Here is a 26,691-nt window from a genome sequence, read left to right as displayed (position 1 = left end):
AAACATGAGGCCTTAAAAAAAACACCTTAGACATAAAAATGGCCTGCTATGCAGGCCATTTTATTCATACTGCTAAACGGATCTTACACTTCCTCAGCGGTAGTTTTTGCAGCCTCAAGCTGATGCGCTTGTTCAGTTTGATCAACAATGGTTAATACCGCAGTATCACCGACCACATTACATGAGGTTAACACCATATCAATAATACGGTCTAATGCAGCAACAATCACAAATGCTTCTGCTGGTAAGCCTAATTGGTAAATCAATACCCCAATCATCACCATTCCACCACCAGGAACACCACCAGCACCCACCGACAGTAAAAATACGCTAAACAATAACGATGGAATTTGATCATTACTGATTGGCATACCAAAGGCGTTCGCAACGAAGAAAATCGCAATAGTAATATAAATCGACACCCCGCCCATGTTCATGGTTGCACCCAGTGGCACACCAAAACCAGCCACCGCTTTGCTCACACCTAGCTTGTCAGTAAGGGTACGCATGGTTACCGGAATAGTGGCGTTTGAGCTAGCGGTAGACAATGAAAAGAGAATTTGTTCTTGAGTTTTTTCTCTGAAAGTCTTCGCTGAAATAGGAGTGAACAGGCTGACCGAATATGGATATACGATAAAAATCCAAATCAATAGCAGAGCCAAAATAAGCACTAAATATTCAACAACACTGACAAAAATTTCAGGTTCTAAGGTTGCGCCTAATTTAAACATTAAGGCGAATACACCGTATGGCGCTAAACTCATTACCACTGAAATTAAGCGCATCATGATTTTATTGGCGGTTTGAAATCCTTTAACTGCTCCCTCAACCGATTGCCCCATTGATTTAATGACACCGCCCATTAATAGCGCCATAAAAATCACTTGCAACATATTGCCAGAGGTAAAAGCTGAAAACGGATTGTTTGGTACTATACTCACAATTAACGACATTAAATCAGGCAGTTCTGTCGCGGTAATATCCAGTGAACCGTTGCTCGACATATCCACGCCTTTACCGGGCTCAAATATCATTGCGACGGTAAAAGCAGCTAAAATCGCGACCATGGTATTAATGATATAAAACCCAAAGGTTTTACCCCCTAAACGACCAAAGCTTTTTAAATCTTGTAACTCACACACACCACACACAATACTCACAAACACCAGTGGAACTACTAGCATCATAATCATATTGACGAACATGGTGCCAATACCACTTGCTAGGCTAACTAACGTGCCACCAAAAAAAGCATTATCGGCCAGTAAAAACTGCACCATGCTACCAAGCAGAACCCCAAAAAATAGACCGATAAAGATCCGTGCTGAAAGTGATTTTGTCATCTATAAATTTCCCTTCGAAATGGCAACTTCTGTTGCTAATTATTGTTATACCAATCCTGGTGCTTATTCTTTTCGAGCGCTGAAATACTGAGACATTGCGCAATATATTTCAATCACCTTATGAACAAAAGTGATGACTTAATCGTCGCTTAACAAGCATGCAATATAAAAGCTAAAAATAACAATAGATTATAGACTTAGTTAATCACTAACGATGGTATAACCAGTAATAGATTTAGGACGGAAACGGCTAAAATCTGTGCGTATAGCGATAAAAATCAAGCAGACAGCGAGAGTAACAATCAATTTGAAGGTTTTACTTGGCGGTTAAGTGAGCTCAACTCGGTTTAATAAATCGGCGTAGTATTTTTTTATTATGAAGAGTGGTTTTATTATGAAGAGTGGTTTTATTCTGAACAGTGGATATTAAGCAACGTCAGTGACATCGATTTAGCTAACATGTGCTGCTGTTTAATGCTCACGCAATGTTGTCCGAGCCATTGCACTAACGCTAACCATTGCGGATTATATATTACTGATGAAGCGGAAAATTGAGAATCTGATTTATCGCCAGAATGTGCATCTCGATACAAATTATTAAGATAAGCCCATTGCTTGTGTTGTTTATGAAAATCATCCGTGGAATTTATCTGGGCTAACGCTAATAACTTATCTGGCGACGCTAGTGCAAGTTGCGGCACTATTATGCTGCAGCAAGACTCAAGGGTATTGGCAATCATTAACCCTGCTGGATCAAGGTCAGTAAAGCCAATGACATTGATATTGAGTGATTCAAGTAAGTGTAAAAAACGCTTTCGGCCTGCTGGCGAATAGTCATGGCTACCTCGATACAACACCATGCAGTTATTGATGAAGGCCTGTAACTCTGAGGTAAATAAGTTGGCAAAAAAGTGATCAAAACTGTCGAGATTTTCGACCACGATGAGGTTCGTTAGATTGAGTCGCTGACAAAGCGCGATTGCACTGTCGACCTTTAACCGCAGTGAACAATTATGTACAGATAATAAATCGGCAACTGAACCTGACGCTAAATCAGTCTCTAGGCTTTGAGATAAACTAGGTGCCAGCTTAATTAATACATAGTCAGCTTCAGGGCTGATATTAGCGTATTTCTCATTAGCACTGAGTTGTGACATCTGCTGGCGGGGCACATCAAAATCAAGGGCCAGAATATCTAAACCCGAATCAATTTGGGCCATGTTACGCAGTAAAACATAATCGTTGGCGGTCAAATACAGGTATTTGTCAGTACCATCGGTCTCACCTATTTGCCACAATTGATACAATTTTTTCCAATCGGCAGTGAACTTCACCCGCGGCAAGCGCTGCTTTGCCGCGTGTTCCATTAGCTGTAACTGTCTTTTGCTTAGGCTAGCCATAACTCAACATCGTTAATGATAAAGTTACCGCTATAAACCGGATCGGGTTTTCCTATGGGTTCAAGCTCAAAATAATTTTTATGTTCATCGGCTAGGCCTTCATAACCGCCAATGACTTGATAAAGCCAACTTTCAGCATCCCATGTTAATTGCTTCTCTTGCAAATAGCTTAATGCCGATTGACGTAAACCGGAATCAATCACTTCACAAAAATATTCATCCACGGCTATTTTAAGGGGGTTTTCAGGGATATCAAAATCCTCACTGTCACCCATTTCAAAGGTCACATTATGCTCACGCAATGCCGCTGGTAATGAGTCGCGACTAATGGCTTTAACTTGTGCCACTAACCCCATCAGTTCTAGTTCGTGATGAGGGTTAGACACATCAACACTTGCAGGGGCTATCAGCGCCTCAGCACAATTAAATAATACCGGTACTGCTTTATGCACTACATGGTTTTCAGGTTGATAATCAGGATGCATGCTGGTGTGCAGTAACCAACCTTTTAGTAATCGGGTGCGCCCTTGTATTTGCCTAAATCGCCCAAGTAACTCATACAATCTCGCTTGGACAATACTCAACTCTTGGGTACATTGACTTAAGGTTTCTTGCAAACTGGTCATCAACAAACGGCGCAGTTCACGAATATCGCCAGCAATTTCACCTAACTCGCTAAATTGAAACATTTCTAAGCCGTTTAGTAGCTCTGACACCTGGCTTTGGGCTAACTCGTTTTCGCGAATTTTGGCACTTATAGTCCCAACATAACCAAATTCGTTGTTAATTCGGCTCCATAACACCCGAATTGAATAACGTAAACTGTCGGTAAAGCTATACACATGTTCATTTAAATCGGCTAAATAGGCTTCTGCAGCACTAAAATCCACATCACGGCGCGCCTCTTTATAATGATCGGCTAAGGTTTTTATTGTGGCTAGCGCGGAGCCGACGTTGGCATCAATCTGTCGATTACGTTCGTCGCTTAATGCTTCTTCCAATAATGCCCGCACCGAACGCTTTAAGCGCAGTTCTTGATCCGGTTCTGGTCGCCATAAAATGCCACTTTTTTTCAGCTTTTCGATAACGCCAGCATCATGAGCAGTGTCGTTAACCGATCCTGCCAAATATGCATCCATGACAACATCGGCATGACGCCCAAGTTGTTTGAGCAGCTTTACCCCGGCTTGGTGTAAGTTACTGCTCATATCAAGTCCCTTTGGGTCGCGGTTTCTGCCTGAGCCTCAAGACTTAAGCCTTCGGTCTCATCAATAAAGCGGATCACTTCGTATAGATAATCTAACTTACCCGTGGCGATATAAATCTGTTTTTCGCTATTGGGTTTGGTTAAATAACCCAGTTCCACTAAACGCTTAAACACCAACTTAATTTGGCCGTCAACGTTAGTACTGCTTGAGCCGAATAATCGGTAATGGCTCAGCTTAGTGAGTTGCTCTCTAAAAGCTGGCGTGTCTTCAATACGCGCTTGTAAATCGGTTAAGCGGATCGGCGCGCCTTCGCTCAGCGGTGCATCTTGGCCACTGGCTTCTTGCACTAATACCAGCCATTCCACTAATGGAATAAGGCCTGAGCAAATATCTTTAAATTGCGATGAAATAACTTTGCGCTCAACTTCGCCGAGCTGCAAATAACCACAAAAAAAGACTTCACCCTCACCAGCACTGGCAATGGTGCGATTAATTTGGTTAAGGTAGGTTTCAACTCTGTCGCGAGTGCTGTTGTTTTTTAATGCCCGCCAACCGTCTTCATTGGTCACTCGGCAAATAAACTCACCACGCAACAATTGCTCTATTAATGCGCCAGTACCTACTAAGATAGTTTCAGTCGATTCAGACATTAGATGTGCTCCTTAGCAGTTTCAGCGCGAGTCATTTCCGCCGTAGGCATTTCGGTTTTAGTATTACGTTGCGATAAACGGGCCGCTAACGGATTGGCTTTAGGTTTAACGACCTGCAGCTTTTTAGTTTGCTTATTAATGATGTAACGGTTAGCAAATAGACTTAGCACTTCAGATTCAGGATTTGGGAAAGCCCCTAATACACTGATATTGTTGTTCTCACAGGCATCGAAGATTTTCTTCACGTTAGTGTGATGTAGCGTACCTAACTCATCAATTGGCCAATGGATAGTGACATTGGCTTTGCCGCGCAATAAACGGGTGAAGGCCAATAAGAACTTACATAAAATAAGGTACGCCATACCATGACTTGAAGACTCGTTTAACTGACGGTCGGTACGAATAATTAAGTCGCTGTTACCTTCTTTTAAACGCAGTTCTATTTCTAACAGTTTCGCAATACCGCCGGTTAATGCTGCGCGGCCAATAATGTCTAATGCTCGGCGCATTGAGTTAGTGTAATGCTCGTCCGGTAGTTGGCTGAAACCATCTGCTTTCCACGCTTTAAAGGCTTTAACAAACACTTCAAGTTCAGGCCAAAACTCAAGTTCGCTAATACGTGAACGAATTCGCACTGCCGACTCTGATACTCCTTCGAGGAATAGCTCTTCACCCACTTCACGGGTAATACGCGCACTTTGACTGGCAATACGGCGGTCAATATCGGTTAATACATCATAGAATGCGGTTAAGTCGATACCAAAAATACGCCCTTGTTCGCGAATCGCCATTAACGATTGCGGCACCATCACATTGAGTAACTGCTCAAGCTGTGGGACTAACTTGCGATAGTCGAGTAGACGAATACCTTTGTCGTTCACAAAGCTAGACTCATCACGGGCCCGCTCCCAAAATTCGGCCAAACTTGAACCAGATTTACTGGCAATGACCGAGTCAAAGTGTTCAACATATTGTTTAACAGAACCCATTAAGTAGTCACGCTTTAGCAATAAATCTTCGCCTTGGCGCAAACGCTCGCCAATGCTGCCCATCGCTTCATCGTTATTAGCTGGCAATTTGAGCTCAGCTAACTTGCGCATCACGGCACGCAGCTTAGTGAGGTTTTCAGACGCCTCTACTTGGGCGGCATCACAGGCTTTACGTTCGGTTTCTAAGCTGTCTCTTCGGTGTTTTATTTCTGCCGTTTTCGCTTTTAGCAGTTGCTCCAATTCCAGCGTAGCGCGCTTAACATCAGTTAATTGCGTTTGCACTTTAGGCTTTCGAACAAGCCAGGTATGTTGATACCAATCATCAAAACGCAGCACTTCACTGCGGCGTTGTTCAGCATTACTGATGCAGGCTTCAAGATCGCGGATCTGTTTTTTAAGCGCCAAGATGGTGCCTTCATCAACACCACGCGACTTAAGCTCATTTTTGTACCAGGTTTCACCTGCTTTTTGCTCGGTTTTTGCATTTGTACGGCGTTGTTCGATATTGGCTTTAATCTGGCCTAATTGATTATCAATGGCGCCGACCACTTCTTGCCAATAGGCATTTTTTTCCATGCGCGCTTCAAGCGCCTGCTCTTTTTGCTCGCTTAACCAACCAAGGTGCTGATTGCTAAGTAGCTTAAGTTCATTATCAAGTTGTACTAATCGCTTGCTCGAATCGGCTTTACGATCTGCCACAGCTTGATTGATTTTTTGTTGTTCGTTACGCTTCTCGTCAAACAGACGGCGTAAATCTTCACGGCTATTTTTGTACGCTGTACGGGCAAAGGTCAGTTCGCGGGTGATGTTATCGAGCGCCGTATTCATAGCAACCAGTTGATCTTCCGCTTCGGCATGCATTTCTTGCGCACTTTTTAGTGCTTCTTCTGCTTTGGTTAAACGAATACGTAAATCTTGCTCTGTAGCGGCATACTCCGGTACATCAATGGCTTTAAGATCGAGGTTAACCCCAAATAATGCTTCACTGCTGTCTTTGGTTAGGCTTGGGTGTAGATCGCTGCGATGCAACAACTCTGGCGCGATAACTTTACCAAAGGTGTGCTCCCAACCGTGGGCTTCTTTACGCAAAAACTCCAACAAGGTATGCGACTGTGGGAACAACATATGGTGCAGTTCTTCTTTGGCATTTTCTCGGTCACTAACGCGAATGCTGGATATACGCAGCGCTTCGTTAGCTTGGTCGCGCTTGGCCCGTTGTTTACGCTCTTCTGTGGTTAAACGATCGACCTTTTGATTACAGGTTTCTTGCTCTTCATCAGCTAGGCTTATGCGTTCATCGAAAATCGCTAAGCGCATTTTTTCATCTTCGGTGTAAGTCACACCATCAACTTGATGCTTAAGCTCGGCAGCGGTTAATTTAAGTTGATATTCTTGTTCGCTAAATTTAGCTTTACCAGCATCAGTTTGTTCACGCCATTGCAGCTCTAGTTTAGCAAGATCGTCATTGGCAAGCTCACGTTGCTTATCACGCGCTTCACGTTGGGTGTCTTGCTCAAGATGTAGCGTTTCAAGTTCGCGATGTAATTGCTCAGCAATTTTACTACGGCGGGCATTAAAGGCGGCTTCAATATCTTGGTGTTTTTCGGTTTGTAATTTATGACGCTCGTTAAGGTTCTCAACATCACTGCGCCAATTAGGCAAATTATCTAAATCAGCTTTGGCTTGTTCAATGTCGGCATCTAAAAAGGCAGCATGCTGGTCTTCAATGGCATTGAGTTCATCTTCAAACTTGCCAGCGTCACCTTTAGCGGCAGATAATTCCTGGTTTAACTCATCACGAACATCTTTCCACTCATCATCTAATAAGCGCAACTTGAGGTTTAGTTCTTTACCATGAGTTTGGTTACGATCTTGGCGCTCAGCTTCTAAGGTTTCGTCAGCGCGATAACCGCGCGATAAACTGGCTAAGCGTAACTCGGCGCTTAATAGCTGATTAAATTCTTGTTCGAGCTTTTCGTATTCGGGGCGGATTTGTTCAAAACCTTGCACCAGCTGGCTTTCACGGATCCACGTTTCTACTCGTTGTGGATTCAGTCTAGACGTCGGTGGGTTTACCCCATCTTCTTCTAAAATGGCTGCGATCATTGATTTAACCGTTTCCATTTTGCCCTCTTTCGAGTGCACGGCTTTAGCAAGTTTTTCGATATGACGCAAGCTATGTTCGCCGTCACACAACGAGAACTGACGCGCGTAAGTCCGCAGCTCATTGCGGTTACTGCCGGTATTTAATAAGCTACGATCGTTCTGAATTATCGCTCGAAACTCGCGAGTGTTTAACAAGTTTGTATGGGCTACGCCATCACGTTTTACTTCACGGCCCAACTCTGCCATTGAATGACAAATGATGGTGTCGCCATTACGCGACTTAATATAATGCTCTAACTCAAAAGCACGGCCAATAAAGCGGTAATTTACCCCTTTACCGTCACCCGCAGATGCTAAAACCGCTTGATAAAGTAAACCATCATCTTTTTGATATTCATAGATAATGTAGCTTGAGTCATGGGGTAAATACCAACGTTCGAAACTGTCACGCGTTGACGGCACCACACGGCTAGGGTACTCGCCATAAAATACCGGCACTAACCGTTGTAAGGTTGTTTTACCAGAGGCATTGGTACCACAAATATTAGTGTGACCATTTAATAACAGTTCGACCACACCGGGTAGGTGGGTATTAATTAACACGATTCTAATCAAGCTTGGCATGATAATCCTTTTCCAAACAGCTCACATTGCAGTGACAAAGAAGCAAAATACGGATGAAAAAATAACGTCTATTTATTCAATTTAAATAAAGTAAAACAAACGCAGGCTGGAGGCAATTTTCCCCCACAAAAATTGGCTTTATAATACGCTAAATAATTCAAAAATGGCGGCTAACAATGCAGCAAACAGCCAGAAACTGTTTATGTGCAACATATGTCGTCAGGCAGAGAGGATAAACACTGCGGAGCAGAAGGCTTTTTGGTGCTGGATAAAATAAAAAACGCACAGATTTCTCTGTGCGTTTTTTTATCGTGTACCACTCACATTTGGATCTGAATTGTCAGCAATATTACAATTTAAACTGTGAGGTCGCGTGGTTAAGCTCATTAGCAAAACCGTCTAACCCTTCTGAAATGCCCTGCACTTCGGCAAGAATCCCCAGTGTTTGTTCAAATGATGCATTCATTTCAATCACATTATTCGCCACATGTGCAGCTACCAAAGATTGTTGTTCAGTCGCTGAAGCAATATGAGTATTCATACTATTAATACTGACAATTTTAGATTGAATTGAGCTTAAGACTTCACCGGTGTCTTTAGCATAACGCTCGTTTTCTGATGACTTAGTAATCGCCACATCCATAGTGCTCACCGATGATTCAGCTGCGATTTTAAGCTTTTCTAATACGCCACGGATTTCTTTAGTCGCGTCTGCCGTTTTAGACGCCAGTGCGCGAACTTCATCAGCAACAACAGCAAAACCACGTCCATGCTCACCCGCTCTAGCGGCTTCAATGGCGGCATTTAACGCCAATAAGTTTGTTTGATCTGCAATAGAGGTAATCACGTTCAAAATTGAGCCGACACTTTCGGTGTCTTTAGCTAACTCATGAATTGAGTTCGATGCCAACTCAATACCTGAGTTGAGTTCTTGAGAAATTCTCACTGTACGTTGTACTACAGCTAAGCCCTCTGTCGCTTCTCGCTCAGCAACTTGTGCCGCTTCTGCCGCTTGCTGTGCACTGTGTGAAATGTCATTCACCGAGTGGCGCATTTCTTCCATCGACATATGCACGGCTTTAGCATCGTGGCTTTGTTGCTTGGTTGCCTTAGTCGCAACAGCCATACGTTCTTTTAACGATGACGCACTGTCTAATAATGGACTGGTAACACTGACGACTTGTTGTATAGAGTCCGCCAATAAACGTAAAAAACGGTTAAAATTGCTTGATACTTGTCCTAGTTCATCAGTACCTGCAACCGTCAATTGATGACGCAAGTTACCTTTACCATCTGCTAACTCACCCAATGAACTTGCCACATCACCAGCAGAACCACTGATGGAACGAGCAATCGAAATAGTAGCAAGCGCCATAAACACCAATAATGCGATACCGATACTAAATGAAAGATATAAACTTTGTTCTGAACGGTCGCCAGCCTCTTTAATGGTAGAGCTAAACTCATCCACTTTGTCGGCTTTATAAACAGTAATTCCGTTGGTCAGTTTATCGAAAATTTTAGCTTTTTTCTGACTGATTTGTCCCACATCTGCCATATCGATCGTGCCATCAAGCATGCCTCTTGCCAATGACAGTGTCATGGTATTGTATTCATTGAGGCTGTTAGATAATTGCGATAAAGCGGCAGTCTCTTGCTTATCGGTAGTTGATAAGTCGGTTAAATTCTCGTTAAGTGAAACAAACGTTTTATTGGCGTTTTCGAGCAAATCTTCATCTGCAAACGATACCGCTTGGGTATATAACTCATCTAAGCGTTGTACATAAATGACGTTTTGGTTTGCAAGTTCAACCCGGTTTGCCACCTTGGTTTCCATGAAAGACAAGGTGTCGCGATTTTTATTAATCGCAACGGTGCTAATACCAAGGTTAACGGCAAAAATAATAACCGATAAAACAAAAATCAATCCAACCTTTTTGAAGATTGACATGTTACTAAACCAATTCATATTCCGCCCCCAAGCGATAATCAAATGAAGATAAAACAAATGTAGAGCTTATCAATACAACTACAGAGATATTGCTATTGAGAACCGTGATACCGAGTCTCAATCCTTGAGGCTATTATTGTGTTGCGACGGATACCGTTTAACATCAACCCTTAGTCAATTCACTACAGCTGATAGTATTTTATTGTTATAAAAATACTATCTAACGAGATAAAGCTCATGTGTAAATGACTATCTATTTTTATATTTACGTAAAGGTGTACGTAAAGGCTATCGACCTAAGTTCAATATACTTGAAAATTTTCTAATATATCAATTTCTTTATCAGTTATTGATAAACAACCAATCCATACAATGTAAGATTGTAAATGAAAATACAAAAAAATAGCCTGCAAAATGCAGGCTATTTTTATTCGGTGGTTGATATAAAACCACATATAACAAATCTTACAATCTGCTATGCAGCTTTTACATCCTCTTCTTCTGAATGTCTGATGAGATAATCAAATGCACCCAGTGATGCTGTTGCGCCGCTGCCCATAGCAATAATGATTTGCTTAAAAGGGGTATTGGTTACATCACCTGCGGCGAATACACCAGGGATAGATGTTTGGCCACGCTCATCGACTATAATTTCGCCGCGAGGGGTCATATCAACAACACCTTTTAGCCATTCAGTATTAGGAACTAAACCAATTTGGACAAAGATACCGGCTAAGACAACGGTATTGCTTTCACCTGTTGCACGATCGGTGTAGATCAAACTGGTTACACGGGTACCATCACCTTTGACTTCAGTGGTCATCGCTTGGGTAATAATGGTGATGTTACCCATTGATTTAGCTTTGCGCTGTAGCACTTCATCGGCACGTAACTTACTGTCAAACTCAAGTACGGTGACGTGTTCAACGATATTGGCTAAATCGATAGCCGCTTCAATACCAGAGTTACCGCCACCAATAACCGCAACACGCTTACCTTTAAATAATGGGCCGTCACAGTGTGGGCAATACGCTACGCCTTTATTACGGTACTCTTGTTCACCAGGAACGTTCATTTCTCTCCAACGTGCACCAGTTGCCAAAATTATCGTTTTACTACGCAGCGTTGCACCACTTTCTAAGGTCACATCAAGTAGGCCATTTTTAGCTAGACTCAACGCTCGTTGGTTTTGCATAATGTCGACGTCATAATCCTTAACGTGGGCTTCAAGGTTAGCAACTAGTTTAGGCCCTTCGGTTTTAGACACTGAAATAAAATTCTCAATACCTACGGTTTCGGCAACTTGGCCGCCAAATTTCTCCGCTACGATACCGGTGTTTAACCCTTTACGAGCAGAATAAATTGCCGCTGCAGCACCTGCTGGACCGCCACCAATCACTAACATATCAAAAACTGATTTTTGGTTTAACTGCTCAGCTTGTCTGCCTGCAGCATTTTTATCTAACTTATTCAGTACTTCAACAACGCTAATAGCACCTACAGAGAAGGCTTCGCCGTTTAAAAATACTGATGGCACTGACATGATATTGCGATCGCTCACTTCCTGTTGGAAAAGCGCACCGTCAATCATCACGTTAGTAATATTTGGGTTAATTGCCGCCATCATATTCAGTGCTTGGATCACTTCAGGACAGGTTTGGCAACTTAACGAAATATAGGTTTCAAAATGGAATTCACCAGGCAATTGGCGGATTTGTTCAATGATGTCCGCATCCAACTTAATCGGATGTCCGCCGCTGTGTAATAGCGCTAACACCAGTGAGGTAAATTCATGACCCATTGGCAATCCAGCAAAGGTAATGTTGGTTGCAGCTTGTGGGTTGATCACACTCATACTTGGTGTACGCTGACCTTGTTGATATGTGACTGAAACTAAGTCTGATGAGTCAATAATGTCTTGGGCTAGGCTGGTTAATTCTTTGCCTTTGTTTGAGTCATCTGCAGATACGACAAGTTCAACTGGGCGCTTGAGGTTTTGCAGATAGGTTTTCAGTTGATTTTTTACATTCGCATCTAACATAACAACTCCTAAAAAATGGGTAATAATCGATAATTTTAAAAGTGCTAGTCAGTGTCGGGGGGAACACCGACTAGCTGGAGATGATATTACTAACCTAAGGGTAAACTTAGTGGTTAGATTTTACCCACTAGGTCAATTGAAGGAGCCAATGTTTCTTCACCTGGCTGCCATTTAGCTGGACATACTTCGCCATCGTGAGTTGCAACATATTGTGCAGCTTGAATTTTACGAACTAGTTCAGAAGCGCTACGGCCAATACCTAGGTCATGAATTTCAGCGACTTTAACTTGGCCTTCAGGGTTGATAACGAAACTACCACGAAGTGCTAAACCATCTTCTTCAATCATTACACCAAAGTTGCGAGTGATAACACCAGTTGGGTCACCAATCATTGGGTAAGTAATTTTGCCGATTGTGTCTGAACTTGAATGCCAAGCTTTGTGGGTAAAGTGAGTGTCAGTTGATACTGAGTAAACTTCAACGCCCATTGCTTGTAACTTTTCATAATGGTCAGCCATGTCGCCCAATTCAGTTGGACATACAAAAGTAAAGTCAGCTGGGTAGAAAAATACTACTGCCCACTTGCCTAATAAATCTTGCTCGGTAACTTCAACGAAAGCACCATTGTGGAATGCAGTTGCTTTGAAAGGTTTGATAGTGCTATTGATGATAGATTGTGTCATGTCATGCTCCATTTAGATTTACATTAAACCCGATACCAATATGGTTTCGGTGATGGCAAACAAACTGTGCTCGTCATCTGATGTAGTCATAATAGCGATCGACACTAATTAAGTATAACGGATAAAAACTATCACCTTAATCGGTTTTTCATATTGAACTATCTGGTTAGATAAATCCTAGAGCGTAAAAAACAAATACCGACATAGGTCGGTATTCGCTTAATGATACTTACAGGCGGGAATTATTCCCAAGGACCAAATCTTGTCAGTACGCGACTGACATTAATTTCAAGTTTTTGTGAAAGCGTTTGGAGCTCCTGCTTATTATTAGCAGCAGAAAAACAATTCGCTTTATTAGTGGCAAACACCACCCAATTTCCGCCGCCAGTTAAACATGCAAAGACTTGGTTAAAATGTGCATGAAGTGTGTCACGTAACTGTAAATCACGGCTGTGTTCTTTCCAGCAATTTAACACTAAAAAACCATCGGTTTTGAGCAGCTGTTTTGTTTGTTCAATAAATTGAGTAGACAGTTGTTGTTTATCTACGCCTTTGTCACTGTAGATATCGGCAAAAATGACATCCACTTTTTTGTGCTCTGCTTGGGCTAAAAACTCATACGCATCTTGATGTAATACAGTGAGCTTTTTACTCAAGGGTAATTGAAAAAAGCGCTTAGCGACTTCAATAACTTGTTGGCGCAATTCAACGGCGGTAATCTTAATTGCCGCATCAAAATGCCTCAGAGAATGCACTAATGCCCCGCCTCCTAAGCCTAAAATAATGACACTTTTCGGTTGCGAAAATAACAACACAGCCAACATGGCTTGAACATAGGTATGTTGCGGTACATGTGGTTGGCTCTTATCCATTTTACTTTGTTCATCATTATCACCAAATGATAAAACCCGATAATCGCCATCGTCGAGTACACAAAAATCACCAAATCTATCACCGTCGACGTGCAATACTTTATAATCGGACATACTTCACTCAGTGAGGAGTCTTGCTTAATATACGACAGCAAGATTTTTCTACTTTAAAACTCTATTATACCCCAGAATGCTGGCCGAAGTTCGCGTCAAATAGCGTATGTAACACAATGTTTTATTATCATTACGAGATAGGGAATTGACATGTTTAACCATTTATTGATGATCTTTATTTATTTGGCGGTGTTCTTTTTTGCCCAACGTCAGGTTAATAAATGGATCCATTTGCAAGCTGAAAAGAAACAAGTCAGTGAAGTACGTAGCCGTTTAATTACCCGTTTGATTTCTTATTTGTTGTTTTTTGTGACGATATCCGTCATGGCGGTGTCATTAGGGTTAGGCTATCAAGAGGTGTCGCTATTTGTGTCTTCAGCCTTTGCGGTATTAGGCGTGGCGCTATTTGCTCAATGGTCGATATTGAGCAACATCACTGCTGGTGTATTAATCTTTTTTGCATTTCCGTATCGTATTGGCGATCGAATAAAAATTGTTGATAAAGAAGAAGATATGAGTGGCATTATTGTTGAAATCAGTTTGTTTCACGTATTGATCAAACGAGATATCGGCGATGTAATGACTTACCCTAATAGCTTAATGCTACAAAAAGCGGTGATTAAATTACCCGAACCACGAACATCAAGCGCGCTTTCAACAAGCAACAAAACTAAAGCGAAGATTAATGCAAACCGAGCGCGGTGGTTAAAGTAATCCCCAGGCAGCCACTTGATGGTTTATACCCAAACGACCTCGAAATACAAGATTGTGCATGCCCAGAAGTGACAGAGTTCAAGGGTCTAGGAATAGCGCGCCTACGGGCTGTTTCAGACACGATAGCAAGAGATAACAAGCGAACGCTGCGCTCAGGGATGGGACCGCTTCGCTGCTAAGATTTTATAGGATCTAGCCGCGAAGCGACCTAGAACCTAGAAATAGTGATATTAAACAGAGCGTCACCATTCTGTTCAATCACTACCTTGTTCCGTTATCCTACGGGAGCTCTGAAGCGAGCATGTTGGAGTGGCTTGGGTATATGTGTACTTAAGCTCAACGCAGACATGCAATAAGACTAGTTTAATACTCGATGAAAAAATGCCACCGCTTGTAAGTACATTTGCAAAGCCAAAGCGGCATCGTAACGCTCGCCTTCATCACGCATAAAAGCGTGTTGTGCATTGACTTCAAGCCAAGTAAAGTTTGCATTTACCTGTTCAAGCTTTTGATAAATAAGCTTACGACCTTCTTTAGTGACATGCGGATCTTGCTTACCAAACACCATCACTAACTCGCCTTTTATATCACCAGTACGGGTTAATGAATCATTGCCTTCTTGGCAAGGTAATGTGTTTGAATGAATGTCGGTTGGATATAAACAAAAAGCACCGCTGATGTCTGGATTAAGTGCGGTGCGGTAAGCTAAGTGACCACCGATACAAACACCCATAGCGCCGACTTTATCACTGCAAAATGACTGTGCCCGTGCAAAGTCAACTAACGCACAAGTGTCACTGTCATGATGTTCCAAAGGCTTGGCCCACTTGTCTGCATTACCTTTATCTTTACCGGCTTCATCATAAGCCAACACGGTTCCGATAGGATTTAGCTCATGAAACACTTCTGGTACTAATACAACAAAACCATGACCGGCTAAGATTGCCGCTGAGCGAGCAATAGGCGCGGTTTGCTGAAATATTTCTGAGTAGAAAATAATGGTCGCAAATTGGCCTTTAGTGTCTGGACGATAAAGCGTGGTACGCATTAAGCCCGTAGCCGTTTTAATGTCGTGAATTTCAGTTGTTGTAATCATAATGTTCCATTTATTTTGCACTGCGCCTAAGATTTATCAAGCTGGGCAGAGTGTGATTATAGTCTATGTACTCGTAAATATTCCGGTTAACCCGTACGAATTAAAATAGCTCATTATTACAGGTTTGCCCTGTGGTCAACTGAGTCACATTCGTTAATGTTGTTGAGGCTATCGCATTTAATGCCTCTTCAGTTAAAAAGGCTTGGTGACCGGTAAAAATCACATTATGACAAGCAGACAAACGACGGAAGATATCATCTTGAATAATCTCATTTGATTTATCTTCGAAAAATAATCCTTTTTCATTTTCATATACATCAAGCCCTAACGAGCCAATTTGGCCATCTTTTAACGCTTCCATCGCATCAAAAGCGTCTAATAGTCCGCCGCGGCTGGTGTTAATCACCATCACACCTTGCTTCATTTGGCTAAAACTGACCTTGTTGAGTAAATGATGGTTATCTTTGGTCAACGGACAATGCAAACTAATGATATCGCATTGAGGATACAGGCTTTCTAATGAGACATATTCGACGCCAAGATCAATTACCGCTTGGTTTGGATAAGGATCGTGGGCGATCACTTTACAGCCAAAACCTAATAAAATTTTAATGGTGGCCAAACCAATTTTACCCGTACCAATCACCCCAACGGTTTTGCCAAACATGTTAAATCCGACTAAACCCGACAACGCAAAATTGGCATCACGAGTGCGTTGATAAGCTTTATGAATTTTACGATTTAAGGTCAACATTAAGGCCACTGAATGCTCGGCGACTGACTCAGGTGAATATGCTGGTACGTTAACGACTCTCATCCCTAATCGCTCGGCAGCAATCAGATCGACATTATTAAAGCCTGCACAACGCATGGCGATTATTTTTGTACCGCCTTTTGCCAACTCAACTAACACTTCTTCACATAAAGAGTCGTTGACGAACGCGCACACGACTTCATAGCCTTCTGCTAATTTTACGTTTTGCATGCAAAGTCGGTAATCAAAGAATTCAATATCAACCTTAAAGGTTTCGTTAATACTATTGAAATGGCGAATGTCGTAAGGCTTTGCGCTAAAAAATCCAATTCTCATAAGGCTCCAAATGCGTTAATGGCGCTATCGCGATCGTTTACTACTATTGAATGCAATAGTCACGCTCAAAACAGAGGCTAATTGTATGTGAATTAACAGTTATTGTCGTCAATATCACACGGGATAAAGATGAAATTGTGATCCAGACTCTCCCTTGTTAATAGCAACTACAACAATAATCACTCTGCAGTATAGTTTGCTTGTAACGCCCACAAAAAACATCCTTTTAGCGTTATAAACCTCATCCATTTCTTGCCCATATCAACACGGATTTAGCCAAGTTCTCTGGAGCCACATTCGTGACGCCTTGATACAGCCGGAAACTAAACATAGCGAATGTCGATTTCATTTGTTCATCAACATATTCTCATTTCACTCTACTTCAAATAATCTAGAGTAGAGACGCTCTTAAGAGATACCTAGTAAGCTAGAACACATGATAAAGAACATCTACTTAAGGCATTCATTAATTAAATTGAATAATCATATTGAAAATAAAAAAAACTGCTGTACCCATCACTGTTTTAACGGGGTAAAATTGCTAATGTTACCGCAATGTTAACCTAGCAACGACACTATGAATCAGAAAAAGAATTTGCCAGTATCAAACCGCCGATTTTGGATTGAACGGATAAGCAAAACTGCACTCAGAGCACTGCACATTATTGGTGTAGTGGGCAGTGGTGGTGGCATTATCTTTAATCTTGAGTTATCTCTGTGGTTTAACTATTGGCTTATTGCAATCGTATCCGGTGTATTACTAATGAGTTGGGAGATCATTAGAGATTGGCGCTGGCTAATACAACTCAAAGGAGTGTTAACCTTACTAAAAGTCATCCTACTAGGATTTTTTATTCAAATAAGTCAGTGTCATTCTGAATTAGTCATCTTTATTATTTTATTATCTGTTATTGTATCTCATGGACCCGCTGGATTACGCCATTACTCGATAGTTCATCGAAAAGTGATCCAGAGCAAAAAAGAAATAAAAGGTTAATACACCACAACAGAGATGACTCTAAGGACACGGGATGTTCCCTTACCCAGACCAATATCGCATTGCTATGCCGCCATTGACTACCGCTTTTATGGTGGCTTGGGCGTTGATGAGTCACGCCATTTTCACCGATGCTAGCCCATTTTCACTTTATCCATTATTAGTACTCTTTCCGACTGTCATTGGTGCACACCTTTTTTTAATTTGGCAAGCAAAAGGTATGAGTCGTCTTGATCAATGCTTTTATGCATTGGTACATATCCCACTTGCGTTTGTAGTGTGGACATTCACCATCATGCACGTCAACGGCAATGCATTCTCTTAAATCGTCGTTTTAGTCTTTCAGCAATTCCATTCTATACTTGCACATCATAAGCCCTAGCGGTATCTTTGCCGCGAATTGACTCACGAGAGCAACTATGGCTGATTTCATTTACAACCCACCCACCACTCCTTGGCTAGATATTGTGTATCAAGACAAGGATATTCTGGTCGCAAACAAGCCCTCTGGACTACTATCGGTTCCAGGAAGAGAGGCTATTTATCATGACAGTATTTATTCTCGGGTTTTAGCTGAACATCCAAATGCGCAAATTGTACACCGATTAGACATGGCTACCTCTGGGGTTATTGTCGTCGCACTACGACGCAGTGCTGAACGAGAATTAAAACGTCAATTTCGTGATAGAGAAACAGCCAAAACCTATTTTGCTCGAGTGGCTGGTCATATGAAAACCAGTATCACTAAAGTCGATTTACCGCTAATTTGTGATTGGCCTAATAGACCCAAACAAAAAGTAGACCACACAGTTGGTAAGCCTTCGGTGACGTTAGTTGAAGTCGTGAGCTATGGTGCTAAGTCAACATTAGTCAAACTCACTCCTATTACTGGACGCTCGCATCAGCTTCGAGTCCATATGATGGCATTAGGCCACCCTATCCTTGGTGATGGATTTTATGCCGATCTTTTAGCAAAAAGCTTATCACCTAGGTTACTCCTTCATGCCACGGCATTATCGATAACTCACCCCTACTCTCAACAAGTAATGCATTTTGAGTCTCCCGTCACGTTCATGGCCCCAACGGCAGATCAATAACAAAATTAAACATTGTTAATAACCATGCTAATTTTAGTAGCTATTATGCAATGAAAGTCGTAGATTTATGACCAATTAATGGTTTATTAGGCTTTATACCGTGGATAGCTCATTTCAACGTGATGAATTAGACAATCATATACTTACCGCACTTATGCAAGACGCCAGAACACCTTTTGCGGAACTGGCGAAACGTTTTAACGTCAGTGCTGGGACGATCCATGTTCGCGTTGAAAAAATGAAACAAGCTGGCATTATTACTGGTGCGCAAATTACCGTAAATCCCAAAGCGCTCGGTTATGATGTTTGCTGCTTTATCGGTATCAATTTAAAGAGTGCTGGTGATTATCCGGCTGCGATTGCCAAGCTAAATGAACTAGAAGAAGTGGTAGAAGCCTATTACACCACCGGCAATTACTCGGTATTTGTAAAGGTAATGTGCCAATCTATCGATGGATTGCAGCATGTGCTAATAAACCGTATTCAATCTATTGATGAAATCCAGTCTACTGAAACACTTATCAGCCTACAAAATCCCATCGTAAGATCGGTAAAGCCCTAGGCCATGGAGGGCTAAGTAGCCCTCAAGCCCTGCATCAACTCCAAAATTGTCAACTCCCACTCGTAAATAACACAACTTCAATCACAAACCTGCACATACTTATTAACAATTGATTGCCGTTTTTTTAAGTTACAGTGTTACTTTTGTTAAACCTTTGTGCTACAAATGCTACTGATGTGCCATAGAGTGCAGCAAAAAACTGAAAATATTATAAACACCATCACTTAATATACATCGTGTTACAGCGATATCCCCCTCAAATTGAGTGGTGTCTAAAAACAAGGAAGAAGTTGTGAAGACAAAATTAGCCCTAGCCATTTCGGCAGCACTAATATCAAGTGCTACTTATGCAAATACTCAATATAGCTCTAACCATGCAGGCATTGAACTGCTTTCTACTGACCATAACAAAAAACCTGCGGTTAAAATTAACGATGTCAAAGCTCCTCAGCGTTATATTATTGAACTAGAATCACCTGCTATTGCAAAATATCAAGGTGGTATTTCAACTTATGCTTCTACCGCGATTAAAGATAAAAATAGCAAATTAGACATTCAATCAGCTCCAGTTAAAAGCTATGTGTCTCATCTGCAAGCCGAGCAAGCTGCATTTACAAAGGCCCTTTCAAAGGTTGCTTCAAATGCTAAAGTTGAGCGTCAATTTACAACATTATTTAACGGTGTCACTATTGTTGGCCAAGGGTTAACTGTTGAACAAATAATGGCTATTCCAGGGGTTATCTCTGTATATCCTGAAGCTATGTACGAAACAAACATGGATGCTTCACATGAAATAATCAACAGTGAAGCTATGTGGAATGCAGTAGATGGCATGGAAAACGCTGGTAAAGGTATCCGTGTTGCCATTATTGATGGTGGTATTCGTCCTGAAAACCCAATGTTCTCAGGCGAAGGTTTTGAAGCGCCAACAGGGATGATGCCAACAGATGACTACTGTTCAACGGTGGATAGCTCATTCTGTAACGATAAACTGATTGTTGCACGTTGGTCACAACCTACATTCCAAGTCTGTCCCGATGAATACATGAGCCCATTAGGATTTGGTGGCCATGGTACTCACGTTGCCGGTACTGCTGTTGGCAACAAGGTAGAAACAACATTCCAAGGTGTTGACGTTACATTATCAGGTGTTGCTCCAGCAGCATATTTAATGGCTTATAAAGCACTTTATTCTAAAGCTGACTGTACTGGTGGTAGTGGTTCGAACATCATGCTCATGGAAGCATTAGAGCATGCCGTTAATGACGGTGCCGATGTCATTAACAACTCATGGGGTGGTGGCGCTGGCTCAGATCCTTCAAGTAGCCCATACAAAACGATGTTTGAAGCTGCCGAAGCTGCTGGTATTGTTGTAGTAAGTGCTGCGGGTAATGATGGTAATGCAGCAAAAACAGTTGGCTGTCCTGGTTGTATCGAGTCTGGTATCACTGTGGCTAACAGCACGACTGGTCGTTACTTCGCTAACAGCTTCAATACTGGTGGTGATGATTTGTTAGCAATTCCAGGTTCAGATACTGAAATTGATATGGACATCACAGGAACTGTTATTTCAGCACTCAATATTGATGCCGAAAACTTTGAAGGTTGTGATGCATTTGCTGCTGATTCATTTAAAGATGGGATCGCATTAATTTCACGTGGTTCTTGTAACTTTAGCGACAAAGTGACCAACGCTGAAGCTGCCGGCGCAACTGCCGTTGTTGTTTATAACAACCGTGTTGGTGCACCAATCACTATGTCAGTGCCGGGTATTACCTTCCCTTCAGTTATGATTGCCCAAGATGACGGCATGGCAATTTTAGATTCAATGGGTGATACAGCGACTCAAGGTACTATTGGCGCTGACATTAAACGTATCATGGCAAGTGGTCTTGCAGATTCTATCAATGAATCTAGCTCTCGTGGTCCAAATGGTAATGAGAACATCCTTAAGCCTGATCTCGCAGCCCCAGGAACAAACATCTTATCGGCTTTCTCACCAGATGACGGTGGAGAAGACTTTAGTATGATTTCTGGTACTAGTATGGCTAGTCCACATGTTGCAGGTGCTGCAGCGCTTTTAAGTCAGCTACATCCTACATGGTCAGCAACTGATATTAAAACTGCACTAACATCTACATCTACAATAGATGGCATTCTAGATGACGACTCATCAACACCAGCAACGCCTTTTGCTATGGGTGCGGGTCGTATGGATTTAGATGCTGCAGCAAAAGCAGTGTTAACATTTGATAAGCCTTCTATAGCTGCAGACTCATGTGTTGGTATCTGTACCTTTACTCGTACGGTTTACAACAAGAGTGATGAAAAATCATCTTGGACGCTTTCTGCAAGTTCTGGTACTGCTGGTCTAATGATTTCACCATCAACACTTGAACTTGAAGCGGGTGCATCAGCAACCTTCACTGTCACTGTGGATTCTACATTTAGTGAATATGGTGATTGGATTTTCGGTAATGTCATGATTAGCAGCACTGAAGGAAAGCAAAATGCTCACCTTCCACTGGCTGTACTCGCTAAAGAGTCAAGTGATTCATCATTAATATCAGCTTTTACAACTGATACTGATATTTCTGTTGCTGATCCTTTCACAATAAAATCTGTTGTGAATAACACTATGTTTGAAAACACGGTAACTCTGACGGCTACGACTCCTAAAGGCACTAAGCTTACATCAAAAGATGATGTATCTGTGGTCCTGAACGGCGCCTCGCAAAATGGTCTATCTGTTGATGAAAACACTGGCGTAGTCACTTGGGTTGGTTCAATGGATTTACCTGAAATGGTCACGACTAGTGGCACTGGTGCATATCCTAATATTACCGCTCTTGGCTTAAGTCAAACACCTGCTTGTTTAGACGGTTGTGATGAAACTACATTTGTATTTACAGTTCCAGCTTATAAGTACAATGGACAAACTTATACAGCAATCACTATTTCGGATAACGGCATAGTCATTCCTGGTAATAGTTCAACTGCAGGCACTTATGCTAATAAAGAACTACCTGATAGCTCAAATCCAAATAATATCCTTGCACCATTCTGGTCAGATTTTGATTTAAGTGATGGTACAGTTGGCGATACTGGTGGTGGAGCAATCTCTCTTGGTGTCGTGAGCACTGGAACAGCTTCATTCTTAGTTGTTGAATGGAATGATGCGCAACTTTGGGGCGATCCTTCAGGTGATCAGTATAGCTTTAGCGTGTGGTTAAAAACTGGCGATACTGAAGAAGTCACATTCAATTATTATGATATTCCTGGTATGCCAGCTAACGTAACGATTGGCGCTGAAAACATCAGTGGTAGCATAGGTACAACTCATTACTTTAACGGTGCAGGCACATCTGTTACTAATGATGACTGGGTTGAAGTAAAATCAACAACTGCAGGTAGTGTTGAACTTGCCTATAAAGCAATGGTTACTGAGTTTAGCTTCGGCCAAACTGACACCCCTTCACTTGATGAAGATACTTCTATGGAAGGTAATGTATTAGATAATGATACTAAGCCAGACCAAAAAGTAGCTCGTACTCAAGTAACGGGTGATGGCATGACGGCTAAGGCTCAACGCTTAATCGATGTGTCTCCTGCTGGAAAATTAGACACTGTTGTTCTTGTTGATAAAGTGACTAATGGCGAACTGACGTTAGCAGCAGATGGTGCATTTACTTATACACCAACAGCTGACTTCACTGGCACGGATACATTCTCTTATACATCAACTGATGAAGAAGGGAATTTGAGCACGCCTACACAAGTCGTTATTACTGTTAATAACGTTAATGATGCTCCAACGGTTGCGCCTTCAGGAATGAATAGCGCTGGTGGATTTGTAGTAACAGCAAAAGCAAATGGTAAAGACATCGATGGTGATGCTTTAACTTATAATTGGGTTCAAACTGGTGGTAAGAGTGTTAGCTTTACTAACGGTGGTCCATCAATTCTGTTTACTGCTCCAGTAGGTGATGACACCTTCACTTTCACAGTAACTGCATCTGACGGTGAGCTGACAAGTGCACCAGGTACAGCAACCATTAATGTTACCGAGGAAGTAGAGCAATCTTCTGGTGGTTCTATGGGTTGGTTAACTGCACTATTACTACCATTAGCTGCATTACGTCGTCGTAAGCACTCATAAAAGTAATCATTAATTTGGCATAGCCTAAATGATGTAAAAAAAACCAGCTGTTATCAGCTGGTTTTTTTATTGGGTAAAAATATCAAACTAGATAACCTTAGTTATTCATCTTCATCCGATTCATCAGCATGAGCAGAAGCTTCAAACTGCTCTACATTCGCCAATTGTCCAAACCAGAAGTCTGAACTCACCATCTTAAACTGACGAGATAAACCTTCATTTGATACTAATTCTAGCTTCCACAATATCCCTAAGGCTTCTGGAAATTGTGTCCCGGTAATTTGGTCTTCATATAATCGATGCAATAGTGCATCAGGAGATAACCCAGATGCGAGAAGACGTACCATCGAGGCATGTAATGACGCATCAAAAATAGTTAACTCTGCAGCGTCAGTTGCAGTGACATTAACCATAAACTCAACACCGGTAGGCTCGGCAAAAACACCATTAAATGCTTCTCTCAATAAGGCATAAGCGCTAAAAAAACCTTCATGGAGCAAGCAATCAGAATATTCTTCCCACATTCTGTCACCGATCATGTCATTACTTAACTGATCAATTTTACCTTCAGTTAATTCACTGAATAAATGCGTCAAGATGATTTTAGCTGCTTCATTGGCCTCTAAATCATTTAGAGACATCATGCACATTTCTCTAAGTTCAGTAGCCTCCATTCCTTCTAGGCCATCATCTAAGCCCATAATAGCCATCAACTGAAGGTAGTCTTCATTTGACCAAGCATTCGGGATCTTATTGATTTTACGAAAAGAACCAATTTGAACATTAAATTGTGCTTGCATGGAAACTCCTTCTTATAAGCGTCAAAAAGTGACGAAGACAGGTCAAACTAATACCCAACATGTGCAATCGCAATACTGTATAAGAGCAAAAACAAAAAATGTCATACCGATAGACCACCGAATAAACATAAAGATTTGATTTATAATACTTTATTAAAAATTAAATATATTAACAATTATATTAAACTTTGTTTATATGATATTAATTTAGCTTATAAATGAATCAACTCACATTTTTAAGCCATTTTATCTTAAACAGAAATGGAATGAGATAATGCGAAGAAACCCTATAATGATTCATCATTATAGTTCAAATTGAGTTAAAGACAGAAAAGGAGAAGTCACCCTGACAAGTGAACTTTAAACAGTTAAAAGTGGCGTAAAGAATAGTATTGAGTCAGCATAAAAACTCTCACAGCCAAAATATCCTTGCTAAAGAAACAGTAAAGAACGATAAGCCTATTTCAACCTCAAAGCCGCTAATCATCAAGTCATTTGTACTAATCAAATGTATTCGAGAATGTCTATCAAAGATACTTGAATACGTTCTGTTGGGGGAATGGCAATACAGATACAAACAAAAATCTAACGGCTTGCCGATTCACAGATGAGACTTAGTGCTGTTGATCCAAAGCAGCTTAATTTGTATCTGTTATCTTTGAATTTAAAGCATTAAAAAGCCCTGTTCAATTAAGAACAGGGCTCTAAATAATGGTACCTGAGGTCGGACTCGAACCGACACGCCGCGAAGCAGGGGATTTTGAATATATAGTGCTTACAAAGGCTTTTATTTTTCATGTAGTTACTGTATAAAATAGATACTTTGCAAATTCTTTGCAAAACCACATCAGATAAAGACTATGAGCAAACAGGTCGAACGACACGATATTTCCGACGAATTATATGTCTACCTACAAGACAATAGCAAACGTTGGTATGCCCGCATCAAAGTAGCTGGTAAATGGCATTCTAAAGCTACTAAGCAGAAAGAAAAAGAGAAAGCCATCGGCATGGCCTATCGGCTTCAAATGGAATACCAATTCATGGCTGACCGTAATATTCTGGTCAGCACAAAACGCTTTCGCGATGTAGCTGAAAAAGCAATTAGCACCATGCAAGAGGCTCTGGATAATGAAACTGGGGCACTTAACTATAAGACTTATATTCAAGTATTGCGTAAGTACCATATCCCTTTTTTCGACCGTATTTACATTACCTCAATTGATAGTGAAAAGCTGCGTGAGTTTGATAAATGGCGTATTGAGCAATTCCAGCGTGTCCCAGCCAAATCAACGCTACTTAATCACAATGCCGCCATGCAGTTGGTATTTAAAGAAGCTGTAGATCATAAATGGATGTTAGCAGCACAAGTCCCTTCCCTATCGACCAAAGGTGCAGGCTCTCAACGTCGAGCACATTTCTCTCATGATGAATATGAAAGAGCCTTCGATGCGGTATTAGCACTTGAGCAAAACAGTATTAGGGAAAAAACCCGTCAAATTCGTGAACTGCTACTCGACTACATGGAATTTGCAGTTAACACGGGTATTCGACCCGGCACGGAAATGGAAAGCCTTACATGGGGCGATATCAACATCGACTCCAATGAACACAACATTATCTTCTATATCACGGTGAGAAAAGGCAAAACGGTCAAACATACCGGTATCCGGGAAGTAGTATGCCGTGATGAAATATTCTCCAGCGTTCAAGCATTACGAGAACGATTTCCTAATAGAAAACCTTCAGATAAACTATTTAGACTAGCGGATGGCTCTTCGAGCAACGAGCTCGGTAAGGCGTTTGAAAAAGCGATATCGGAAATTGGTTTGAAGTCGTCACCACATGGTGTCAGAACGTTGTACTCGCTGCGTCATACTTATATTACATGGCAACTGATGTCTGGTGATGTCAGCATGGAAGTATTAGCTAAACAGTGTGGAACCAGCATTGCCATGATTGAGCAGCATTACAGCCATGTTACCCCGAAGATGTACAGTAAAGAGCTATCGGGTGTTGACCTAGGCAAAACAAAGCCCAAAATAAAAGACAAAAAAACATCTGGTAGTAAGCAAAATGAAGCGAGACTTTCAGAACTGTTTAAAGAATGGCAAGTCACCTATAAGCAACGTGGTTGTATTTAATCTTTGAGTAAAGCTAACTAGGAAAACCCTTAGAGCTCCCAGTAAAGTACC

19 protein-coding genes and 1 pseudogene are annotated in these 26,691 nt (G+C 41.5%); 8 read left to right on the top strand and 12 right to left on the bottom strand.

Going from position 1 to position 26,691, the window contains the following annotated elements; all coding sequences use genetic code 11:
* Nucleotides 1-83: 83 nt before the first annotated feature.
* From AAEY99_RS09585 to AAEY99_RS09545, 9 genes are all read right to left on the bottom strand, one after another.
* On the bottom strand, nucleotides 84-1,343 hold the full coding sequence (locus tag AAEY99_RS09585; protein ID WP_101086208.1) for a dicarboxylate/amino acid:cation symporter: 1,260 nt from the start codon (nucleotides 1,341-1,343) through the stop codon (nucleotides 84-86).
* 407 nt (nucleotides 1,344-1,750) lie between these two features.
* Nucleotides 1,751-2,743, bottom strand: coding sequence for a DUF7281 domain-containing protein (locus AAEY99_RS09580; protein ID WP_192115409.1), 993 nt, complete (start codon nucleotides 2,741-2,743; stop codon nucleotides 1,751-1,753).
* Nucleotides 2,731-3,951: a phosphoenolpyruvate carboxylase gene (locus AAEY99_RS09575; RefSeq protein WP_182743532.1), complete on the bottom strand. Its 1,221-nt coding sequence runs from the start codon at nucleotides 3,949-3,951 to the stop codon at nucleotides 2,731-2,733. Before AAEY99_RS09575 ends, AAEY99_RS09580 begins: the two co-directional genes overlap by 13 nt.
* Nucleotides 3,948-4,601, bottom strand: coding sequence for a condensin complex protein MksE (locus AAEY99_RS09570; RefSeq protein ID WP_162022246.1), 654 nt, complete (start codon nucleotides 4,599-4,601; stop codon nucleotides 3,948-3,950). The genes AAEY99_RS09575 and AAEY99_RS09570 overlap by 4 nt, the downstream gene beginning before the upstream one ends.
* Nucleotides 4,601-8,320, bottom strand: coding sequence for an ATP-binding protein (locus AAEY99_RS09565; protein WP_351010300.1), 3,720 nt, complete (start codon nucleotides 8,318-8,320; stop codon nucleotides 4,601-4,603). Before AAEY99_RS09565 ends, AAEY99_RS09570 begins: the two co-directional genes overlap by 1 nt.
* 349 nt (nucleotides 8,321-8,669) lie before the next feature.
* Nucleotides 8,670-10,271 (bottom strand): methyl-accepting chemotaxis protein, encoded by a 1,602-nt coding sequence (locus AAEY99_RS09560; protein WP_243756247.1) that lies wholly within the window; start codon nucleotides 10,269-10,271, stop codon nucleotides 8,670-8,672.
* A gap of 475 nt (nucleotides 10,272-10,746) precedes the next feature.
* Nucleotides 10,747-12,312, bottom strand: coding sequence for an alkyl hydroperoxide reductase subunit F (gene ahpF, locus AAEY99_RS09555; protein WP_162022243.1), 1,566 nt, complete (start codon nucleotides 12,310-12,312; stop codon nucleotides 10,747-10,749).
* A gap of 113 nt (nucleotides 12,313-12,425) precedes the next feature.
* Entirely contained in the window at nucleotides 12,426-12,995 is a 570-nt protein-coding gene (gene ahpC / locus AAEY99_RS09550; protein ID WP_101086214.1) for an alkyl hydroperoxide reductase subunit C, read from the bottom strand.
* Nucleotides 12,996-13,237: 242 nt separating this feature from the next.
* Nucleotides 13,238-13,981, bottom strand: coding sequence for a spermidine synthase (locus AAEY99_RS09545; RefSeq protein WP_101086215.1), 744 nt, complete (start codon nucleotides 13,979-13,981; stop codon nucleotides 13,238-13,240).
* 150 nt (nucleotides 13,982-14,131) lie between these two features.
* Between AAEY99_RS09545 and AAEY99_RS09540 the strand changes: the two genes are divergently transcribed.
* Nucleotides 14,132-14,695, top strand: coding sequence for a mechanosensitive ion channel domain-containing protein (locus tag AAEY99_RS09540; protein ID WP_101086216.1), 564 nt, complete (start codon nucleotides 14,132-14,134; stop codon nucleotides 14,693-14,695).
* A gap of 358 nt (nucleotides 14,696-15,053) precedes the next feature.
* On the opposite strand, the gene AAEY99_RS09535 is transcribed toward AAEY99_RS09540, so the two are convergent.
* Entirely contained in the window at nucleotides 15,054-15,791 is a 738-nt protein-coding gene (locus AAEY99_RS09535; protein ID WP_101086217.1) for a dienelactone hydrolase family protein, read from the bottom strand.
* Nucleotides 15,792-15,891: 100 nt separating this feature from the next.
* Nucleotides 15,892-16,881: a 2-hydroxyacid dehydrogenase gene (locus AAEY99_RS09530; protein WP_350997920.1), complete on the bottom strand. Its 990-nt coding sequence runs from the start codon at nucleotides 16,879-16,881 to the stop codon at nucleotides 15,892-15,894.
* A gap of 577 nt (nucleotides 16,882-17,458) precedes the next feature.
* Between AAEY99_RS09530 and AAEY99_RS09525 the strand changes: the two genes are divergently transcribed.
* The 5 genes from AAEY99_RS09525 (at nucleotide 17,459) to AAEY99_RS09505 (ending at nucleotide 23,696) form a co-directional block, all read left to right on the top strand.
* Nucleotides 17,459-17,878 carry a hypothetical protein gene (locus AAEY99_RS09525; RefSeq protein ID WP_101086219.1) on the top strand — a complete coding sequence of 140 codons (420 nt, stop codon included), beginning with the start codon at nucleotides 17,459-17,461 and terminating at the stop codon, nucleotides 17,876-17,878.
* Nucleotides 17,879-17,912: 34 nt separating this feature from the next.
* Nucleotides 17,913-18,203, top strand: coding sequence for a hypothetical protein (locus AAEY99_RS09520; protein ID WP_101086220.1), 291 nt, complete (start codon nucleotides 17,913-17,915; stop codon nucleotides 18,201-18,203).
* A 94-nt stretch (nucleotides 18,204-18,297) separates the two neighbouring features.
* A complete protein-coding gene (gene rluA / locus AAEY99_RS09515) occupies nucleotides 18,298-18,975 on the top strand; it encodes a bifunctional tRNA pseudouridine(32) synthase/23S rRNA pseudouridine(746) synthase RluA (RefSeq protein WP_351010296.1) in 678 nt (225 codons plus the stop codon).
* 100 nt (nucleotides 18,976-19,075) lie between these two features.
* Entirely contained in the window at nucleotides 19,076-19,537 is a 462-nt protein-coding gene (asnC, locus tag AAEY99_RS09510) for a transcriptional regulator AsnC (protein WP_011636002.1), read from the top strand.
* Between the two features lie 292 nt (nucleotides 19,538-19,829).
* Nucleotides 19,830-23,696, top strand: coding sequence for a S8 family serine peptidase (locus AAEY99_RS09505; protein WP_351010294.1), 3,867 nt, complete (start codon nucleotides 19,830-19,832; stop codon nucleotides 23,694-23,696).
* A 101-nt stretch (nucleotides 23,697-23,797) separates the two neighbouring features.
* On the opposite strand, the gene AAEY99_RS09500 is transcribed toward AAEY99_RS09505, so the two are convergent.
* Nucleotides 23,798-24,496: a hypothetical protein gene (locus AAEY99_RS09500; protein ID WP_101086223.1), complete on the bottom strand. Its 699-nt coding sequence runs from the start codon at nucleotides 24,494-24,496 to the stop codon at nucleotides 23,798-23,800.
* 490 nt (nucleotides 24,497-24,986) lie between these two features.
* On the opposite strand from AAEY99_RS09500, the pseudogene AAEY99_RS09495 reads away from it, so the two are divergent.
* Together AAEY99_RS09495 and AAEY99_RS09490 are read left to right on the top strand one after the other, a co-directional pair.
* A pseudogene (locus tag AAEY99_RS09495) lies at nucleotides 24,987-25,037 on the top strand (hypothetical protein); the annotation flags it as partial.
* A 319-nt stretch (nucleotides 25,038-25,356) separates the two neighbouring features.
* On the top strand, nucleotides 25,357-26,640 hold the full coding sequence (locus AAEY99_RS09490) for a tyrosine-type recombinase/integrase (RefSeq protein WP_351010292.1): 1,284 nt from the start codon (nucleotides 25,357-25,359) through the stop codon (nucleotides 26,638-26,640).
* Nucleotides 26,641-26,691: the final 51 nt, after the last annotated feature.

The organism is Shewanella sp. S1-58-MNA-CIBAN-0166 (assembly GCF_040310085.1).
Lineage (GTDB): Bacteria > Pseudomonadota > Gammaproteobacteria > Enterobacterales > Shewanellaceae > Shewanella.
This window is presented reverse-complemented; position numbering and strand designations above follow the sequence as displayed.

Coding starts and splice junctions, on each gene's coding strand:
- AAEY99_RS09585 (WP_101086208.1), bottom strand. CDS start 1,343: ATGACAAAATCACTTTCAGCACGGATCTTTATCGGTCTATTTTTTGGG.
- AAEY99_RS09580 (WP_192115409.1), bottom strand. CDS start 2,743: ATGGCTAGCCTAAGCAAAAGACAGTTACAGCTAATGGAACACGCGGCA.
- AAEY99_RS09575 (WP_182743532.1), bottom strand. CDS start 3,951: ATGAGCAGTAACTTACACCAAGCCGGGGTAAAGCTGCTCAAACAACTT.
- AAEY99_RS09570 (WP_162022246.1), bottom strand. CDS start 4,601: ATGTCTGAATCGACTGAAACTATCTTAGTAGGTACTGGCGCATTAATA.
- AAEY99_RS09565 (WP_351010300.1), bottom strand. CDS start 8,320: ATGCCAAGCTTGATTAGAATCGTGTTAATTAATACCCACCTACCCGGT.
- AAEY99_RS09560 (WP_243756247.1), bottom strand. CDS start 10,271: ATGTCAATCTTCAAAAAGGTTGGATTGATTTTTGTTTTATCGGTTATT.
- ahpF (WP_162022243.1), bottom strand. CDS start 12,312: ATGTTAGATGCGAATGTAAAAAATCAACTGAAAACCTATCTGCAAAAC.
- ahpC (WP_101086214.1), bottom strand. CDS start 12,995: ATGACACAATCTATCATCAATAGCACTATCAAACCTTTCAAAGCAACT.
- AAEY99_RS09545 (WP_101086215.1), bottom strand. CDS start 13,981: ATGTCCGATTATAAAGTATTGCACGTCGACGGTGATAGATTTGGTGAT.
- AAEY99_RS09540 (WP_101086216.1), top strand. CDS start 14,132: ATGTTTAACCATTTATTGATGATCTTTATTTATTTGGCGGTGTTCTTT.
- AAEY99_RS09535 (WP_101086217.1), bottom strand. CDS start 15,791: ATGATTACAACAACTGAAATTCACGACATTAAAACGGCTACGGGCTTA.
- AAEY99_RS09530 (WP_350997920.1), bottom strand. CDS start 16,881: ATGAGAATTGGATTTTTTAGCGCAAAGCCTTACGACATTCGCCATTTC.
- AAEY99_RS09525 (WP_101086219.1), top strand. CDS start 17,459: ATGAATCAGAAAAAGAATTTGCCAGTATCAAACCGCCGATTTTGGATT.
- AAEY99_RS09520 (WP_101086220.1), top strand. CDS start 17,913: ATGTTCCCTTACCCAGACCAATATCGCATTGCTATGCCGCCATTGACT.
- rluA (WP_351010296.1), top strand. CDS start 18,298: ATGGCTGATTTCATTTACAACCCACCCACCACTCCTTGGCTAGATATT.
- AAEY99_RS09500 (WP_101086223.1), bottom strand. CDS start 24,496: ATGCAAGCACAATTTAATGTTCAAATTGGTTCTTTTCGTAAAATCAAT.
- AAEY99_RS09490 (WP_351010292.1), top strand. CDS start 25,357: ATGAGCAAACAGGTCGAACGACACGATATTTCCGACGAATTATATGTC.